The sequence below is a fragment of the Herbaspirillum sp. Her4 genome, from assembly GCF_057961335.1.
The window spans coordinates 2942978-2959319 of record NZ_CM176330.1; the positions used below are offsets into that span (position 1 = coordinate 2942978).

Genomic DNA, 16342 nt, shown 5'->3' on the forward strand with positions numbered 1-16342 from the left:
CTGATGGAAAAGAAATGATGCAATCCGCCGCCGGTGCCCGCCGGCCTCGCCAGCTCCTGATGAGCCTGGTGCCTTTGTTGTTCGTGCTGATCTGGAGTACCGGATTCATCGTGGCCAAGTTCGGCCTGCCGTATGCGCCGCCGTTGACGTTCCTGCTGCTGCGCTTCACCGGGGTGCTGGTGGTCCTGCTGCCGCTGGTCCTGTTGTTCCGCGCCCCGTGGCCGCACGGCCGCATCCGCCATGTCGCGGTGGCCGGTGTCCTGCTGCAGGCAGGTTACCTGGCCGGGGTCTGGTGCGCCATCAAGATCGGCATGCCGGCCGGCTTGTCGGCCCTGATCGTCGGGCTGCAACCCATCCTCACAGCCTTCGCCGCCCCCTTGCTGGGCGAGTCGGTGAAGGGCCGGCAGTGGATTGGCCTGGCGCTGGGCTTGTGCGGGGTAGGGCTGGTGGTGGCCAACAAGATTTCACTGATTGGCCTGTCCACTGCCAGCATCGCGCTGTGCGTCTTTGCCTTGCTGTGCATCACGGCCGGTACGCTGTACCAGAAGCGTTATTGCGCCCACTTCGATTTGCGCACCGGCACGGCGATCCAGTTCATGGCTTCCATCGTCGTCGTCTTGCCCTTTGCCGTGGCCGTCGAAGGACTGGACTGGCAGTTGAGCAACGTCCATTGGACACCGCAATTCATCGGCGCACTGCTGTGGTCGGTGCTGGCGCTGTCGATTGGCGCGATCTTCCTGCTGTTTGCGCTGATCCGGCGCAGCGCTGCCACCAGCGTCACCAGTCTGCTGTACCTGACGCCGCCGACCACGGCCGTCATGGCCTGGCTGATGTTTGGTGAAGCGTTCAGCCTCATCGGTGCGCTGGGCATGCTGGTGGGTGTGATCGGCGTGGCCTTCGTGGTGCGCAAGTAATCCATTGCGGTGTGGTGACGTTCTTCAGCCGGGCGTCATCGCGCCCGGCATCAGCGTCACCAGCTTCAGGTCGGGTCGGTTGGCCACGCGGAAATTGACCTGACGGTACAGCAGTTCCCCCAGCTGCGGATGCTGGAAGCGGCGCTCGCCGCCTTCACGTTCGATCACATCCTGCAGGTGCCAGGCCCGCTGGAAGAGCGGGCTGGCGGCCGACAATTCCTCCACCAGCCCCAGCAGTTCCGGATCATCCAGCAGGCTGGCGCTATCGGCGCGGAATTCGGCCACCAGCCGCCGCGCCCGTTGTTCCCATTCCACCGTCAATGATTGCGCGGCCGCGCTGCTGAACATGAAGCGCAGCAGGTTGGGCGGCTTTTCCTTGCCATCCAGCCACCCTGCAAAAAGCTTCCTCGCCGCCGGATTCCAGGCCACGGCATTCCAATAGCGGTCCAGCAAATAAGCCGGGGCACGGAACTGGCTGACCACTTCCAGGATTTCCGGCGCCACCACGGTGGCGGCCTGCTGCTCCGGCAACACCGGATCTTTCTTTCCCGCCAATTCAAACAGGTAGGCCCGTTTGGCACGCGGCAGGTGCAGCGCATCGGCGATGCGCGCCAGCGCCTGGGGCGAGACCGAATCCGTGCGCCCCTGTTCGATCCAGGTGTACCAGGTCACGCTGATGCCACACAGTTGCGCCACTTCCTCACGCCGCAGGCCGGGGGTGCGGCGCCGTCCATGGGCCAGATGCGGCAGGCCGGCCTGGGCTGGTGCGGTCTGTTCGCGCTGGGATTTGAGGAAGTCGCCAAGGGCGCGGCGGGCGAGGTCGGGTTCCATGAAGACGGGCAGGGTGGTGGTCGGGGTAATAGTATAAATGCTTCACTTGTAACAGGATAAGAATTCGCTAGACTGGCGTTTCCTTCACAGCACTGCTGTCTTTTCCTTCATATCACCCCGGAGCCCCGCCATGCGCAGCCATCAGCAAGTCGTCACCGAACAGTTTGGCAGTACCGCCGCCGCCTACCTCACCAGCAGCGTCCATGCCCAAGGGGCCGACCTGCAGGAGCTGGCGCAGATCGCTGCCTCCATCCCTGGCGCACGCGTGCTGGACCTGGGCTGCGGCGGCGGCCACGCCAGTTTTGCCGTGGCACCGGTGGTGGAGAAGGTGATTGCCTATGACTTGTCCGAAGAGATGTTGAAGGTGGTAGCCAGCGCCGCAATCGAGCGCGGCCTTGAGAATCTGGTCGTGCGCCAGGGCAGTGCCGACCGGCTGGATTTTCCTGATGCCAGCTTCGACCTGGTCTGCACGCGCTTTTCGGCCCACCATTGGCGTCAGTTGCCGCAGGCCCTGAATGAAGCGTTTCGCGTGCTCAAGCCAGGTGGACGCTTCATCGTCATCGACACTGCCGCGCCGGCGGATGTCTTGGCGGATACCTATGTGCAGGCCATCGAATTGTTGCGCGATACTTCACATGTACGCAATGTCAGCCTGAACTCCTGGCGCAAGCTGCTGCGCGGCGCCGGCTTTGCCATCGCCAGCGACAAGACCTGGAAGCTGCGCCTGGAATTTGATACATGGGTGGCCCGGATGCGTACTCCGCAAGACAGCATCACCGCCATTCGCGCCCTGTGGCAGGCTGCGCCCAGCGAGGTGAAGGAGTATTTCGCCCTCGACGCGGCCTGTTCCTTCTCCATCGACGTAGCCATGCTGGATGCGCGCAAGCCTTGACCGGACCAGGCCGGCGCGTTCAATCCCGGCCAGTGAAAATGCCCCCGTCCCCGCCCTTGAAGGCAGGAGACGGGGCGTCAACGATATGTGACACTGCCTCGTTATCAATTCACTTTGGATTGTGGTAAAGCGAACATCTGGGGTCAGTATTGCCGTCTGTTATCGTGATTGTGACCGAAAGCTGACAGCTAGACTGGTAATATGCCGTCTCGTTGGCCTGGGTTTTGCTTGAGAAAATTCGAAAAACATCTAGCAGCCACCCGGCAAATTTGCAGTAAATCCCGAAAAAGTGTGGGGCACCGGATCGGGCGCGGAGATAGAAACGCGTTTAAAAAAATGCGCTAACGTCTTAATTCTCTTGCGAAAAATCTGCATTTTGCTACACTGCCAACGTTTCTCTTGTGTACTTTCAGGGTAAATTGGGGGGAGTTCCACCTATGATCAAATCAGCGCTGGCCATTTTCACATCACTTCTGTTCATCCACGCTGGTTTGGCTCCTGCCGCTGCCCAGACGGTCAACAATGCCGCCAAGAAAGCGCCGGCCAAGAAAGTCGTGGCCAAACGCCCGGCCCAGGCCGTCAGCAAGACGGTGGCCAAAGGCTCCCTGAACAACCGCGAAAAACTGGTCCGCAAGGTCAGCGTGGTCAAGGGCAAGCGTCACATCAGCTACCAGCGCGTCTCGGCCGCGCCGTCCATTCCGGTGGTGCCGCCGGTGATGACCGCCGGTGATCTGGCCGGCCTCAATCTCACCCCTGATCCGGTCGGACTGCGCTCCAACGTGGCGCTGGTGATCGACCAGGCCAGTTCGCAAGTGCTGTTCGAGAAGAATTCTTCAGTTGCGCTCCCCATTGCCTCGGTCACCAAGCTGATGACCGCACTGGTGGTGGTCGAAGCGCGCCTGAACATGGAAGAAACCCTGACCGTCACCGATGACGACGTCGACCGCGAAAAGCACAGCAGCTCGCGCCTGCGCGTGGGCGCGACCCTGAGCCGCGATGACATGCTGCATATCGCCCTGATGAGCTCCGAGAATCGCGCCGCCTCGGCGCTGGGCCGCAACTATCCGGGCGGCCTGCCGGCCTTCGTGGCGGCCATGAACGCCAAGGCCCGCTCGCTGGGCATGACCGATACCCGCTATGTCGATTCGACCGGCCTGTCCAGCCAGAACGTGGCCAGCGCCCGTGACCTGGCCAAGCTGGTGGTGGCGGCCTACAACTATCCGATCATCCGCCAGTACTCCACCGATCCCAAATACATGGTCGAGCCCAGCGGCCACGCCATGCAGTACAACAGTTCCAATCGCCTGACCTCCAACAAGGAGTGGGATATCGGCCTGCAGAAGACCGGTTTCATCAACGAAGCCGGCCACTGCCTGGTAATGTATACGCGCATCGAAGGCCGTCCCATCGTGATGGTGTTCCTCGACTCCAAGGGCCGCCTGTCGCATGTGGGCGATGCCGCGCGCATGCGCAAGTGGCTGGTGGAAGACCAGCCCAACCTGACCCGCGTGAAGATGGTGCGGGCGGACGAGGGTTGATTCTTTCTTCATCTGCTTCACCGGCTGCAAATGAAAAGCGAACCTGATGGTTCGCTTTTTTAATGCCCGTCGCTTGCCATGCAAGCTTTGTCATCACGCCTGAGTGTCCGAAACGCTTGTATCAATTCAATATTTCAATAATAATTGAAATATTGAATTGATAGGAGAAGCGTATGGAAACCGCCCTCGTCATTGCGGCCCTGGCTGCCCTGGCCCAGGAATCGCGACTGGCCATCTTCCGTCATCTGGTGCAAGTCGGGCCCGCGGGCAGCGCCGCCAGCAAGATCGGCGAGGCCTTGGCCATCGCACCATCCTCGCTTTCCTTCCATATGAAGGAACTGTCGCACGCCGGACTGGTGACTGCCCGCCAGGAGGGGCGCTTCGTCATCTACGCGGCCGATTATTCCCGCATGAATGAAGTCTTGCGCTTCCTGACCGACAACTGCTGCGGCGGCAATCCCTGTACGCCCGTCGCCGCCTGCTGCGAACCCTCCAGCGGCGTCGCTGGAGAGGCGGCCAAACCGTGTTGAGCCAGGAGAGAACGTGCTGACCGCTTTATTCATCTTCCTGCTGACCCTGACGCTGGTGATCTGGCAGCCCAAGGGACTGGGCATCGGCTGGAGCGCATGTGGCGGTGCCGCCCTGGCGCTGGCCTGCGGCGTGATCCACCTCGCCGACATCCCGGTGGTCTGGCATATCGTCTGGAACGCCACCGGCACCTTCATCGCCATCATCATCATCAGCCTGTTGTTGGACCGGGCCGGCTTCTTCGAATGGGCCGCGTTGCACGTAGCCCGCTGGGGCGGCGGACGTGGCCGCATGCTGTTCGTGCTGCTGATCCTGCTGGGGGCGGCGGTCTCGGCCTTGTTCGCCAACGACGGCGCCGCGCTGATTCTCACGCCCATCGTCATCTCGATGCTGCTGGCACTGCGCCTCTCGCCGGCGGCGACACTGGCCTTCGTCATGGCGGCGGGATTCATCGCCGATACCGCCAGCTTGCCGCTGGTGGTATCGAACCTGGTCAATATCGTTTCGGCGGATTTCTTCAACATCGGCTTTGCGCAATACGCTTCGGTCATGGTGCCGGTCAACCTGGTCTCGGTGGCGGCAACTCTCCTGGTGCTGCTGATCCATTTTCGCCGCGACCTGCCGGCCCGCTACGACCTGGCGCAGCTGCGTACGCCCGCCTCCGCGATCCGCGATCGCGCCACGTTCATTGCCGGCGGCTGGGTGCTGGCGCTGCTGCTGGCCGGCTTCTTCTGGCTGGAAGGAAAAGGCTTGCCGATCAGTGTGGTGGCGGCTGTCGGGGCATTGATCCTGTTGTTCGTGGCCGGCAGAGGGCGCGTCATTTCCACCCGTGCGGTCATCAAGGGAGCACCGTGGCAGGTGGTGTTCTTCTCGTTGGGCATGTATCTGGTGGTCTATGGCCTGCGCAATGCCGGGCTCACCAACACCCTCACCGGTGTACTGAATGAATTCGCCACGCACGGCGTCTGGGGTGCCGCCCTCGGCACGGGTGTGCTGACGGCCTTGCTGTCCTCGATCATGAACAACATGCCTACGGTGCTGGTCGGTGCGTTATCCATCGACGCCACGTCGGCGCAAGGTGTGGTCAAGGAAGCGATGGTCTACGCCAACATCATCGGCTGCGACCTCGGCCCCAAGATCACGCCCATCGGCAGCCTGGCGACCTTGCTCTGGCTGCATGTGCTGGACAGCAAGAACATTCATATCTCCTGGGGTGCCTACTTCCGCACGGGCGCCTTGCTGACGCTGCCGGTGCTGCTGGTCACCTTGTCGGCACTGGCGCTCAGGCTGGGTGCCGGGGCCTGATCATCCAGGGATGCCATCCACTTCAACACAGAGATTCACCATGACCACCATCTACCACAATCCTGCCTGCGGAACCTCCCGCAATACCTTGGCCATGATCCGCAACAGCGGTGAAGAACCGACCATCATCGAGTACCTGCAGCAGCCGCCCAGCCGCGAACAATTGGCGACGATGATCCGCGAGGCTGGTCTTGCGGTGCGCGAAGCCATCCGCCAGAAGGGCACACCTTATGCCGAACTAGGCCTGGACGATCTCGCCGTGACGGACGCGCAGTTGCTCGATGCGATGCTGGCCCATCCGATCCTGATCAACCGGCCCTTCGTGGTGACTTCGAAGGGGACGCGCCTGTGCCGTCCTTCCGAACTGGTGCTGGACATCCTGCCGCATCCGCAGCAAGGTTCGTTCACGAAGGAAGATGGGGAAGTGGTGGTCAATGCGGACGGCCAGCGCGTTGCTGCCCGGTGAGTCTGCAGGGGGTCGCGCTCAGCCGCGATCCTTGCGATATCCCAGCGCCGATGAAATCTGGCTCGCCGTGCTGACCAGGTCATCCACCCATTCATCCTGCAGGCGGTCGGCCGGGGCCGAGATCGACAGGCCCGCCACCAGCTTGCCGCTGTCGTCGCAGATGCCGGCGGCCATGCAGCGCACGCCCAGTTCCAGTTCCTCGTTGTCGCGCGCATAACCCAGCGCGCGCACCATCGACAGCTCGCGCTCCAGCTTGGTCAGGTCGGTAATGGAATTCTTGTTGTGTCCAGCCAGCCCGGTGCGGGTGGCATAGGCGCGCACGTTCTTGGGATCGTCCACCGACAGGAACAGCTTGCCGGTCGAGGTCAGGTGCAGCGGCGCGCGGCCGCCGATGGCGCGCACCACCTGCATGCCGGAACGTTCAGAAAAGGAGCGGTCGATATAAACGATTTCATCGGCCTGCCGCACCGACAGGTTGATCGTCTGGTGCGTCTTGCGATGCAGCGCCCGCATGAAGTCCAGTGCCGCTTCCCGCACCGACAGCCGGCTCTTGACGATGTTGCCCAGCTCCAGCAGGCGCATGCCCAGGCGATAGGTGCCGGGCTCCACGCGGTCCACGAAACGCTTGACCACCAGGTCATTGAGGATGCGGTGCGCTGTCGACGGGTGCAGGTCGGTCGCCGCCGACAATTCCTTCAGGCTCACCGGGTCGGGATATTCCGCCAGCGCGTCGAGCAGCGACACCATGCGCTCGATGACCTGGATTGAAATCTGTTCTGTCTCGCCTGCAGATTCTTTTTTCATGGCGCGGCCTGGTGCGTTGCAATATGAAGGTTATACCACAATGTGAAAAGAACAAAAAGTCCGGTCGTGCTTTTCTTGCGTGACGGGAGCTTCACATAGCCCGATGTGCGGGCCGCAAAGCCGCGTCGGGCGGGGAGGGCAGCCTGGTACGATTTCAGCACGCTCGTCTCCTCAACCAAGACTTTGGTTATATAGACCGGGATCCTTATTCCGGCGCCGTGTTCTTTCATATCTGTTTTTCGCATATCGAGAGAAGAAAGTATTCGTTCTTTTTGGTCTGCAGGCTCATTAACCTGTGTGCTCCAAAACAACAGAACATGCGGGAACGGATATGCTGAAGAAGATCATCAAATCGGTCGCCGCCGCCCTGGTGCTGGCGCAAGCCGCCTCGCTGGCGCACGCGGCCGATATTTCGCTGCTCAATGTCTCTTATGACCCGACGCGCGAACTCTACGCCGACTACAACAAGGCCTTCGCCAAGTACTGGAAGGAAAAGTCCGGCGACAACGTCACCATCAAGGCTTCTCACGGCGGTTCCGGCAAGCAGGGCCGTTCGGTGATCGACGGCATCGACGCTGACGTGGTGACCCTGGCCCTGGCCTACGACATCGACGAAATCTCGCAAAAGGCCAAGCTGCTGCCGGCCGACTGGCAAAAGCGCCTGCCGCACAACAGCTCGCCCTATACCTCCACCATCGTGTTCCTGGTGCGCAAGGGCAATCCCAAGGGCATCAAGGACTGGGGCGACCTGATCAAGCCGGGGGTCTCCGTCATCACCCCCAACCCCAAGACCTCGGGCGGTGCCCGCTGGAACTACCTTGCGGCCTGGGCCTATGCCAAGCAGAAGGGCGGTAGCGATGACGCCGCCCGCGACTACATCGCCAAGCTCTTCAAGAACGTGCCGGTGCTCGATTCCGGTGCCCGTGGCGCCACCATCACCTTCGTCGAGCGCGGCATCGGTGACGTGCTGCTGGCCTGGGAAAACGAAGCCCTGATTTCGCTCAAGGAATGGGGTCCGGACAAGTTCGACATCGTCGCGCCCTCGATATCCATCCTGACCGAGCCGCCGGTGGCCGTGGTGGACAAGGTGGCAGACCGTCGCGGTACCCGCAAGGTGGCCGAGGAATACCTGAAGTACCTGTACTCGGAACAGGGCCAGGAAATCATCGCCAAGAACTACTACCGTCCCATCGATCCCAAGATCGCTGCCAAGTACGCTTCGCAATTCCCCAAGCTGAACCTGGTGACCATCGACAAGGATTTCGGCGGCTGGCAGAACGCGCAGAAGACGCACTTTGCTGACGGCGGTACTTTCGACCAGCTCTACGCACCCAACAAGAAGTGACCTGAACCTGCAAGAGGGACCGGCCCGGCCGGTTCCATCCACCCCTGAGCACAAGCACACGACATGACCATCCTGTTACTGGCCGGCAGCCCCTCGGCACCCTCCCGTTCCACCCGTCTGCTGCACCACGTCGGCGACAAGCTGGCCCACCTGGGCCACCGCTACGCGCGCCTGGATGTGCGCGACCTGCCGGGGCAGGCCATCCTGCGCGCCGACTGGAACGATCCGGACATCAAGGCGGCCCTGGCTACCGTCGAAGAAGCCTCGGCCGTGGTGGTCGCCACCCCGGTCTACAAGGCGGCCTACAGCGGCATCCTGAAGGCTTTCCTGGACCTGCTGCCGCAGTTCGGCCTGACCAACAAGCTGGTGCTGCCCCTGGCCACCGGTGGCAGCCAGTCGCACATGCTGGCCCTGGACTATGCGCTGCGCCCGGTGCTGTCGTCGCTGAACCCCAAGCACGTGCTGCCCAGCATCTACGCCACCGAGGCGCAGGTGACCTGGAGTGAAGAAAACGGCCTGGTGCTGGATGCGCCCATCGAAGCCCGCGTCAATGAAGGCGTGGAGCAGCTCTCGGCCAGCCTGCAAGCGCTGCACAAGATCGCACCTGAAGAATTCCGCGAGATTCCGTTCTCGCAGCTGCAGTACAGCGTGTCGTACTGAGCTGAAGCTGGCCGGCCCTGATCCGGCAGCGCAATCCGACTTGCAAAAAGAACCGGCTGGTAGAGCGGATGGCCCTCTGCACGCCCGCATTCTGGAATCTGGAGAAAACATCGTGTCCGCCAACAAGAACAAGACCATTCATTTCCCGCGTCGCCGCACCCTGCAGCGCCTCTCGGCCATCGCCCTGGGCGCACTGGCCTTCTCTCTGGGCACAGCCCCGGTGCAGGCGCAGGAAACCAAGCTGCTGCGCATCGGCTATCAGAAAGCCGCCAATACCCTGGTGCTGCTCAAAGCCCACGGCGCGCTGGAAAAGCGCCTGCAGCCGCTGGGCGTGGAAGTGAAGTGGGCCGAGTTCGCGGCCGGTCCGCAACTGCTGGAAGCGCTCAACGTGGGCTCGGTCGATTTCGGCTACGTCGGTGAAGCGCCGCCGGTCTTTGCACAAGCGGCCGGTGCCGACTTCGTCTACACCGCCTATGAAATCCCGACCCCGGAGGCCGAAGGCCTGCTGGTGCAAAAGGATTCACCGATCAAGAGCGTGGCCGAACTGAAGGGCAAGAAGATCGCCTTCAACAAGGGTTCGGACGTGCATTGGCTGGTAGTGGCCTTGCTGAAAAAGGCCGGCCTGCAGTACAGCGACATCCAGCCCGTCTACCTGGCCCCGGCAGACGCCCGTGCCGCCTTCGAACGCGGTGCGGTCGATGCCTGGGCGATCTGGGATCCGTTCCAGGCCGCCGCTGAAAAGCAGGTCGGCGCACGCCGCCTGGCTTCGGGCGTGGGGGCGGTCAGTCACCACCAGTTTTTCCTGAGCGCGCGTCCCTTCGCGGCGAAGAATCCACAGGTCGAGAAGATCCTGCTGGAAGAGATCACCCGTGAAGGCGAATGGGTCCGCACCCACACCGCTGAAGCCGCCGCCCAGCTGTCCCCGATCCAGGGCCTGGATGCCGACATCATCCAGACCGGCCTGAAGCGCTATGCGCACGTCTACAAGCCGGTCGATGCCCAGGTGCTGGCCGAGCAGCAGAAAATCGCCGACGCCTTCTTTGAACTCAAGCTGATCCCCAAGCAGCTCAAGGTCAGCGACGCCGTCCTCAAATAAACAACACTGACATCGACCACCTCTAGTCCAGCAGCTCAGGAGTCAAGCATGAACGTTTTCTGGTTTATCCCTACTCACGGCGACAGCCGCTATCTCGGCACCTCCGAAGGTGCGCGCCCGGTGACCCATGACTACATGAAACAGATTGCCGTGGCGGCCGATACCCTGGGCTACGATGGCGTGCTGCTGCCCACGGGACGTTCCTGCGAAGACGCCTGGGTAGCTGCAGCCAGCCTGATCGATGCGACACAGCGCCTGAAATTCCTGGTGGCAGTGCGCCCCGGCCTGACGGCACCGACCCTGTCGGCGCGCATGGCCGCGACCTTCGACCGCCTCTCCAATGGCCGTCTGCTCATCAACGTGGTCACCGGTGGCGATCCGGTCGAGCAGGAGAGCGATGGCATCTTCGGCAGCCATGCCGAGCGCTATGAAGTGTCCGACGAATTCCTCAAGATCTGGCGCGACGTACTGGCCAAGACCCACACCGGCGAAGAAACCAACTTCGAGGGCAAGCACCTCAGCGTCAAGGGCGCCAAGGCACTCTATCCTCCGGTACAGACACCGTATCCGCCGCTGTACTTCGGTGGCTCCTCGGACGAAGCCATCGACCTGGCCGCCGAACAGGTCGACGTCTACCTGACCTGGGGCGAACCGCCGGCCGCCGTGGCCGAAAAAATTGCCCGCGTGCGCGAACGCGCCGCCAAGGCCGGCCGTACGCTGCGCTTCGGCATCCGCCTGCACGTGATCGTGCGCGATACCAATGAAGCCGCCTGGCGCGCCGCCGATGAACTCATCAGCCGCCTGGACGACGAGACCATCGCCAAGGCCCAGGCCAACTTCGCCCGCATGGATTCGGAAGGGCAGCGCCGCATGGCCGCCCTGCACGGCGGCCGTCGCGACAAGCTGGAAGTGAGCCCCAACCTGTGGGCCGGCGTCGGCCTGGTACGCGGCGGTGCCGGTACCGCGCTGGTGGGCGATGGCCCGACCGTGGCTGCCCGTATCAAGGAGTATGCGGACCTGGGTATCGATACCTTCATCCTCTCCGGCTATCCGCACCTGGAAGAATCCTACCGGTTTGCCGAACTGGTATTCCCGCTGCTGCCGCGCGCCCAGCGCGAAGGCCTGGCCGGCCACAACCTGACCGGTCCCTTCGGCGAGATCGTCGGCAATACCGAACTGCCCAAGCCCGCGCCGGTGCGCGTGTCGGCAAGCTGAGGCCGGCATGACCAGTGCAACCAATACCGTGCTCGCCAGCACTGCGCCGCAAGAGCAGGCGCGTCCCAAGGCCGCTGCCAAGGCCGCACGCAAGCCGCGTGGTACCTGGGTCGGCTGGCTGCTGCCCTTGCTACTGCTGGTGTGGTGGGAGATCGCCGCGCAGGCCGGCTGGCTGTCCAGCCGCATCCTGCCGGAACCGTTCGCGGTTCTGAAGGCGGCGTGGAATCTGTCCGCCTCCGGTGAGTTGTGGCGTCACCTGGCCGTCTCCAGCGGCCGTGCCGCTTCCGGCTTTGCGGTCGGCGCAGGGCTCGGTCTGATTCTGGGTCTGCTCTCCGGCAGCCTGCGTTCAGCCGAACTGCTGCTTGATACCACCCTGCAGATGGTGCGCAACATTCCGGCACTGGCCCTGATCCCGCTGGTGATCCTGTGGTTCGGCATCGACGAGACGGCCAAGCTGTTCCTGGTCTCGGTGGGCGTGTTCTTCCCGGTCTATCTGAATACCTTCCACGGCATCCGCTCGGTGGACCAGGGTTTGATCGAGATGGCCAAGAGCTACGGCCTGTCGGGCTGGCCGCTGTATCGCGACGTGATCCTGCCGGGCGCCTTGCCCTCCATCCTGGTCGGCCTGCGCTTTGCGCTGGGCCTGGTGTGGGTACTGCTGATCGTGGCCGAGACCATCTCGGCGCAGGCCGGCATCGGCTACATGACCATGAATGCCCGCGAATTCCTGCAGACCGACGTGGTGCTGGTGGGCATCCTGCTCTACGCCTTGCTGGGCAAGCTGGCCGATACCGCGGCGCGGGCACTGGAACGCTACTTCCTGCGCTGGCACCCCGGCTACCAATGACGAGCCCCATGAATGCATCAGGAAACCATCATGCGCAATGACACCCAGGAACACCAGCAAGTCAGCCGAGCCGCCGGCCGGGGCGTAGGCCTCAGGCTGCGCGCCTTGTCGAAGTCCTTCAGCGGACGCACGGTGCTGCACGACATCGACCTCGACATCGAACCCGGCGAATTCGTCGCCATCGTCGGCCGCAGCGGCTGCGGCAAGAGCACCTTGCTGCGCCTGGTGGCCCAGCTCGATGGCGCCAGCGGCGGCGAGGTCGTCTATGAACACGAAGGCAGCGGCGAGCCCGAGATCCGCATCATGTTCCAGGATGCGCGCCTGCTGCCCTGGAAACGGGTGCAGGCCAACGTCGCGTTGGGCTTGCCCAAGCAGGCCGCGCCGCAGGCACTCAATGCCCTGCGCCAGGTCGGCCTGGACCAGCGTGCCGGCGAATGGCCGGCGGTGCTCTCCGGGGGCCAGCGCCAGCGCGTGGCCCTGGCGCGTGCGCTGGTACACGACCCGCAATTGCTGCTGCTGGACGAACCGCTGGGCGCGCTCGATGCGCTCACCCGCATCGAAATGCAGGCCCTGATCGAGTCGCTCTGGCGCGAACGCGGTTTCACCGCCTTGCTGGTGACCCACGACGTGCAGGAAGCCATCGCCCTGGCCGATCGCGTGCTGCTGATCGAGGATGGCCACGTGGCGCTGGACCAGCGCATCGAACTGGCGCGTCCGCGTTCACGCTGCCAAGCCCAGTTTGCCGCGCTGGAGGAAGCCATCCTGGGGCGCGTGCTGCGGCACCCCGGCAGTGAGGCGGCTACAGAGCCATCTGAAGATTTCTTCACGCCACGTGGCGTACATCAGGTGCAATGGGCGGTGTGAGTTTGACCGCCATGAAAGATTCATCCGTTTTGGCCAAGTTGTGCCACGGTTACCGTTCGTCCTGAGTAGCGGCATAGCCGCGTATCGAAGGCGCGCCTGTGTGTCTTCGATACGGCCCTCACGGGCCTACTCAGTCCGAACGGCTTCTGATGGATTACGTACAGTTTTTTTTAGAGTTTTATCCGATTTGATTTCAACCCATGCGGCGCGGCAGGTGCCGACGCCGTTTCATCAAGGAGCAGAGCATGACCATTCAAGCAATCAACGTCCGTAACCAGTTCAAGGGCAAGGTCAAGGCCATCATCGAAGGTTCGGTGGTGTCCGAAGTGGATGTGGAAACCCCGGCCGGTATCGTGACCTCGGTCATCACCACCCGCTCCGTGAAGGACCTGGGCCTGACCATCGGCAGCGAAGTGGTGGCACTGGTCAAGGCCACCGAAGTCTCGATCGCCAAGCTGTGATCGTCTGGCCGTCCTGGCCGGTGATGCCGGCCGGGCGGTGTCTTTTTTTCAGGAGCAGGCCCGATGGCATATCAGGCACTGAAGGCTTATCTGGCCCGCCTCGATGCGCAGCATACTGGTGGCACCCCGTCCGCCAAGGTCTGGCTGGATGAACAGGGGCGCGCAGCGGGGCGTTTCTTCAATACTTCGCTGACCTCGGCCTTCCAGCCGGTGCGCAGCTTCGACGATGGCCACATCGTCGCCTGCGAGGCCTTCGCCCGCAGCCACTCGGCCGTCGACGACGGCCTGCATCTGTGGAAACTGCTGGACCAGGCCGCCAGCGACGACGAGTCGGTGGAACTGGACCGGCTGTGCCGCATGCTGCACGCCATCAACTACTACCGTCAGGTCGGCGAAGACGCGCCCGAACTGCACCTCTCGGTGCATGCGCGCCTGCTGGCCGCGGTCAACAACAATCACGGCGTGGCCTATCGGCGCATCCTGGCCGCCCTGGAACTGCCGCACGAACGCATCGTGCTGCAACTGCCGGTGGTCACGCCCAACCAGCGCTGGCTGCTCAACTACGTGCTGGACAATTACCGCCGCAACGGCTTCCGCCTGGGCGTTTCGGCCAACAGCCCGCTGGAAGCACTGGGCCTGCTGGACAAGGTCAAGCCGGATCTCATCAAGGTCGATGCGCGCGAGCTGGCTGATCCCGACAGCGTGGCTTTGCTGCTGCTGCGGGCGGCCGAGCAGGGGGTGCGCATCTTCTTCAAACGGGTCGAAAACAAGGAAGTGTTCGACAAACTGGCCTGGTACTGTCAGGCACTGGCCCAGTCCACTTTGGCCCAAGGCTATCTGTGGGATGTACCGGCCGCACGCCTGCCGGACACCTTGCTTCGCCTGAAGGATGCCGCGTAAGGCATACTGCATGACTTCATCACTCGCTGCGGGGCCTGCATGAGTCTGACTTCTCCTTCTTCTTCCACGACACCGGCCCGGCTGGCGGATTTCCGGGTGCTGGTGGCACCGGGCCTCTCCGGCAGCGGGCCGGAACACTGGCAATCGCGCTGGCAGCGGCTCTATCCCGCCTTCGAACGGGTCAAGCAGGATGATTGGGAAACCCCGGACCTGCCGCGCTGGTCGGCCCGCCTGGGCGAAGTGCTGGCGCGTGATGGCCGCCCTACGGTGATCGTGGCGCACAGCTTCGGGTGTCTCACCACCGTGCATCGGACGGCGGCCTTGCAAGCGGCCTCCGAGGGTTCCGCGCATCCCATCGTGGCGGCCTTGCTGGTGGCGCCGGCCGATCCGGTCAAGTTCAGCCTGAGCGCAGCGGTGCGCCACAAGCTGCCGTATCCGGCCCTGGTGGTGGGCAGCGACAACGATCCCTGGATGAGTGCCGAGCGCGCCCGCCACTGGGCCGAGGCCTGGGGCGCGCAGTTCCGCTCGGTGGGCGCGCGCGGGCATATCAACTCCGAATCGGGCCTGGGCGATTGGACCGAAGGGCAGCAGTGGCTGCTGGAGCTGCTCGAACGCATCGCCTGAAGCTTTTTTCTTCACCTCTCCATGAGCGCATAAAGACGGATTCCAGCCCGGCTTTATGCGCTTTTCTTCTAAGGACATGCAAAAAGTTTCGTTCTCTTTATAACTGGTGAGTGCGAATATCGATCACCTATAGTCGCATTTGTAATAATAAGAGATCGACATGTCCGCATCCCCCGTTTCCCTTGCCGCTCCAGCGGCCGCGCCAGCCCGCTCGGCGGGCAGCGCCAACCGGCGCGTATTGCCCGGTTTCCGGCTGTCGCTGGGCTTCACCATCTTCTACCTGGCGCTGATCGTGCTGATCCCGCTGTCGGCGCTGTTTTTGAAGACCTTCACCCTGACCTGGGGCGGCTTCATCGACGCGGTGACTTCGCCCCGGGTGATGGCGTCCTATCGCCTGAGCTTCGGCGCTTCGCTGATCGGTGCCTTCCTCAACGTGATCTTCGGCGGCATCGTGGCCTGGGTGCTGGTGCGATATCGTTTCCCCGGCAAGCGCATCATTGATGCCCTGGTGGACTTGCCCTTCGCCCTGCCCACGGCGGTGGCCGGCATCGCCCTAACCACGCTGTATTCGCAGAACGGCTGGCTGGGCAAGCTGCTGGCGCCCCTGGGCATCAAGGTCGCCTTCACTCCGCTGGGGGTGCTGGTGGCGCTGACCTTCATCGGCCTGCCTTTTGTCGTGCGTACCGTGCAGCCGGTGCTGGAAGAAGCCGAGCGCGAGCTCGAAGAAGCCGCCGCCAGCCTTGGTGCCAGCCGCTGGCAGACCTTTACCAAGGTGATCTTCCCGACCGTATTGCCTGCTTTGCTGACCGGCTTTGCGCTGGCCTTTGCGCGCGCCTCGGGGGAATACGGCTCGGTGGTCTTCATCGCCGGCAACATGCCCATGGTTTCTGAAATTACCCCTTTGTTCATCGTCACCAAGCTGGAGCAGTACGACTATGCCGGTGCGACCGCCATTGCGATGGTCATGCTGCTGGTTTCCTTCATCCTGCTGTTGACCATCAACCTGCTGCAAGCCTGGACTCGCAAGCGTGGCCAGTCGGAAAGGACCTGAG

18 protein-coding genes are annotated in these 16342 nt (G+C 63.0%); 16 read left to right on the forward strand and 2 right to left on the reverse strand.

Annotated elements, in window-relative coordinates:
* Positions 1–14: 14 nt before the first annotated feature.
* A complete protein-coding gene (locus ACWFUC_RS13295) occupies positions 15–914 on the forward strand; it encodes a DMT family transporter (protein WP_039790411.1) in 900 nt (299 codons plus the stop codon).
* Positions 915–938: 24 nt separating this feature from the next.
* Here ACWFUC_RS13295 and ACWFUC_RS13300 read toward each other — a convergent pair whose 3' ends face one another.
* Entirely contained in the window at positions 939–1745 is an 807-nt protein-coding gene (locus tag ACWFUC_RS13300; protein ID WP_252696805.1) for a helix-turn-helix transcriptional regulator, read from the reverse strand.
* A 130-nt stretch (positions 1746–1875) separates the two neighbouring features.
* Here ACWFUC_RS13300 and ACWFUC_RS13305 point away from each other — a divergent pair, with 130 nt between their 5' ends.
* The 5 genes from ACWFUC_RS13305 (at position 1876) to arsC (ending at position 6474) form a co-directional block, all read left to right on the forward strand.
* Entirely contained in the window at positions 1876–2637 is a 762-nt protein-coding gene (locus ACWFUC_RS13305) for a class I SAM-dependent methyltransferase (RefSeq protein ID WP_489625144.1), read from the forward strand.
* A gap of 437 nt (positions 2638–3074) precedes the next feature.
* Positions 3075–4175 carry a D-alanyl-D-alanine endopeptidase gene (pbpG, locus tag ACWFUC_RS13310; RefSeq protein WP_121038858.1) on the forward strand — a complete coding sequence of 367 codons (1101 nt, stop codon included), beginning with the start codon at positions 3075–3077 and terminating at the stop codon, positions 4173–4175.
* 173 nt (positions 4176–4348) lie between these two features.
* Complete coding sequence (locus ACWFUC_RS13315) at positions 4349–4705, forward strand: ArsR/SmtB family transcription factor (RefSeq protein ID WP_489625145.1); 357 nt, start codon at positions 4349–4351, stop codon at positions 4703–4705.
* A gap of 13 nt (positions 4706–4718) precedes the next feature.
* On the forward strand, positions 4719–6008 hold the full coding sequence (locus ACWFUC_RS13320; RefSeq protein WP_489625146.1) for an arsenic transporter: 1290 nt from the start codon (positions 4719–4721) through the stop codon (positions 6006–6008).
* A 40-nt stretch (positions 6009–6048) separates the two neighbouring features.
* Positions 6049–6474 (forward strand): arsenate reductase (glutaredoxin), encoded by a 426-nt coding sequence (arsC, locus tag ACWFUC_RS13325; protein ID WP_489625147.1) that lies wholly within the window; start codon positions 6049–6051, stop codon positions 6472–6474.
* 18 nt (positions 6475–6492) lie between these two features.
* Here the strand turns inward: arsC and ACWFUC_RS13330 are convergent, their stop codons facing one another.
* Positions 6493–7278, reverse strand: coding sequence for an IclR family transcriptional regulator (locus ACWFUC_RS13330; protein WP_489625148.1), 786 nt, complete (start codon positions 7276–7278; stop codon positions 6493–6495).
* Positions 7279–7609: 331 nt separating this feature from the next.
* On the opposite strand from ACWFUC_RS13330, the gene ACWFUC_RS13335 reads away from it, so the two are divergent.
* The 10 genes from ACWFUC_RS13335 (at position 7610) to cysT (ending at position 16341) form a co-directional block, all read left to right on the forward strand.
* The gene (locus tag ACWFUC_RS13335) at positions 7610–8623 is read left to right on the forward strand and encodes a sulfate ABC transporter substrate-binding protein (RefSeq protein WP_489637196.1); all 1014 of its coding nucleotides are present in this window, start codon (positions 7610–7612) and stop codon (positions 8621–8623) included.
* Between the two features lie 63 nt (positions 8624–8686).
* Positions 8687–9283 (forward strand): NADPH-dependent FMN reductase, encoded by a 597-nt coding sequence (gene ssuE / locus ACWFUC_RS13340; protein WP_034329678.1) that lies wholly within the window; start codon positions 8687–8689, stop codon positions 9281–9283.
* Between the two features lie 112 nt (positions 9284–9395).
* Positions 9396–10379 (forward strand): sulfonate ABC transporter substrate-binding protein, encoded by a 984-nt coding sequence (locus tag ACWFUC_RS13345; protein WP_329802223.1) that lies wholly within the window; start codon positions 9396–9398, stop codon positions 10377–10379.
* A 48-nt stretch (positions 10380–10427) separates the two neighbouring features.
* Positions 10428–11594, forward strand: a complete 1167-nt coding sequence (ssuD, locus tag ACWFUC_RS13350; protein ID WP_329802221.1) for an FMNH2-dependent alkanesulfonate monooxygenase — start codon at positions 10428–10430, stop codon at positions 11592–11594.
* Positions 11595–11601: 7 nt separating this feature from the next.
* Complete coding sequence (ssuC, locus tag ACWFUC_RS13355) at positions 11602–12441, forward strand: aliphatic sulfonate ABC transporter permease SsuC (RefSeq protein WP_489625150.1); 840 nt, start codon at positions 11602–11604, stop codon at positions 12439–12441.
* Between the two features lie 30 nt (positions 12442–12471).
* Positions 12472–13305 (forward strand): ATP-binding cassette domain-containing protein, encoded by an 834-nt coding sequence (locus tag ACWFUC_RS13360; protein ID WP_489625151.1) that lies wholly within the window; start codon positions 12472–12474, stop codon positions 13303–13305.
* 245 nt (positions 13306–13550) lie between these two features.
* Positions 13551–13766, forward strand: coding sequence for a TOBE domain-containing protein (locus ACWFUC_RS13365; protein ID WP_006464491.1), 216 nt, complete (start codon positions 13551–13553; stop codon positions 13764–13766).
* A 63-nt stretch (positions 13767–13829) separates the two neighbouring features.
* Positions 13830–14666 carry an EAL domain-containing protein gene (locus ACWFUC_RS13370; RefSeq protein WP_489625152.1) on the forward strand — a complete coding sequence of 279 codons (837 nt, stop codon included), beginning with the start codon at positions 13830–13832 and terminating at the stop codon, positions 14664–14666.
* Between the two features lie 39 nt (positions 14667–14705).
* Complete coding sequence (locus tag ACWFUC_RS13375; protein ID WP_489625153.1) at positions 14706–15290, forward strand: RBBP9/YdeN family alpha/beta hydrolase; 585 nt, start codon at positions 14706–14708, stop codon at positions 15288–15290.
* A 160-nt stretch (positions 15291–15450) separates the two neighbouring features.
* The gene (gene cysT / locus ACWFUC_RS13380) at positions 15451–16341 is read left to right on the forward strand and encodes a sulfate ABC transporter permease subunit CysT (protein WP_204725235.1); all 891 of its coding nucleotides are present in this window, start codon (positions 15451–15453) and stop codon (positions 16339–16341) included.
* Position 16342: the final 1 nt, after the last annotated feature.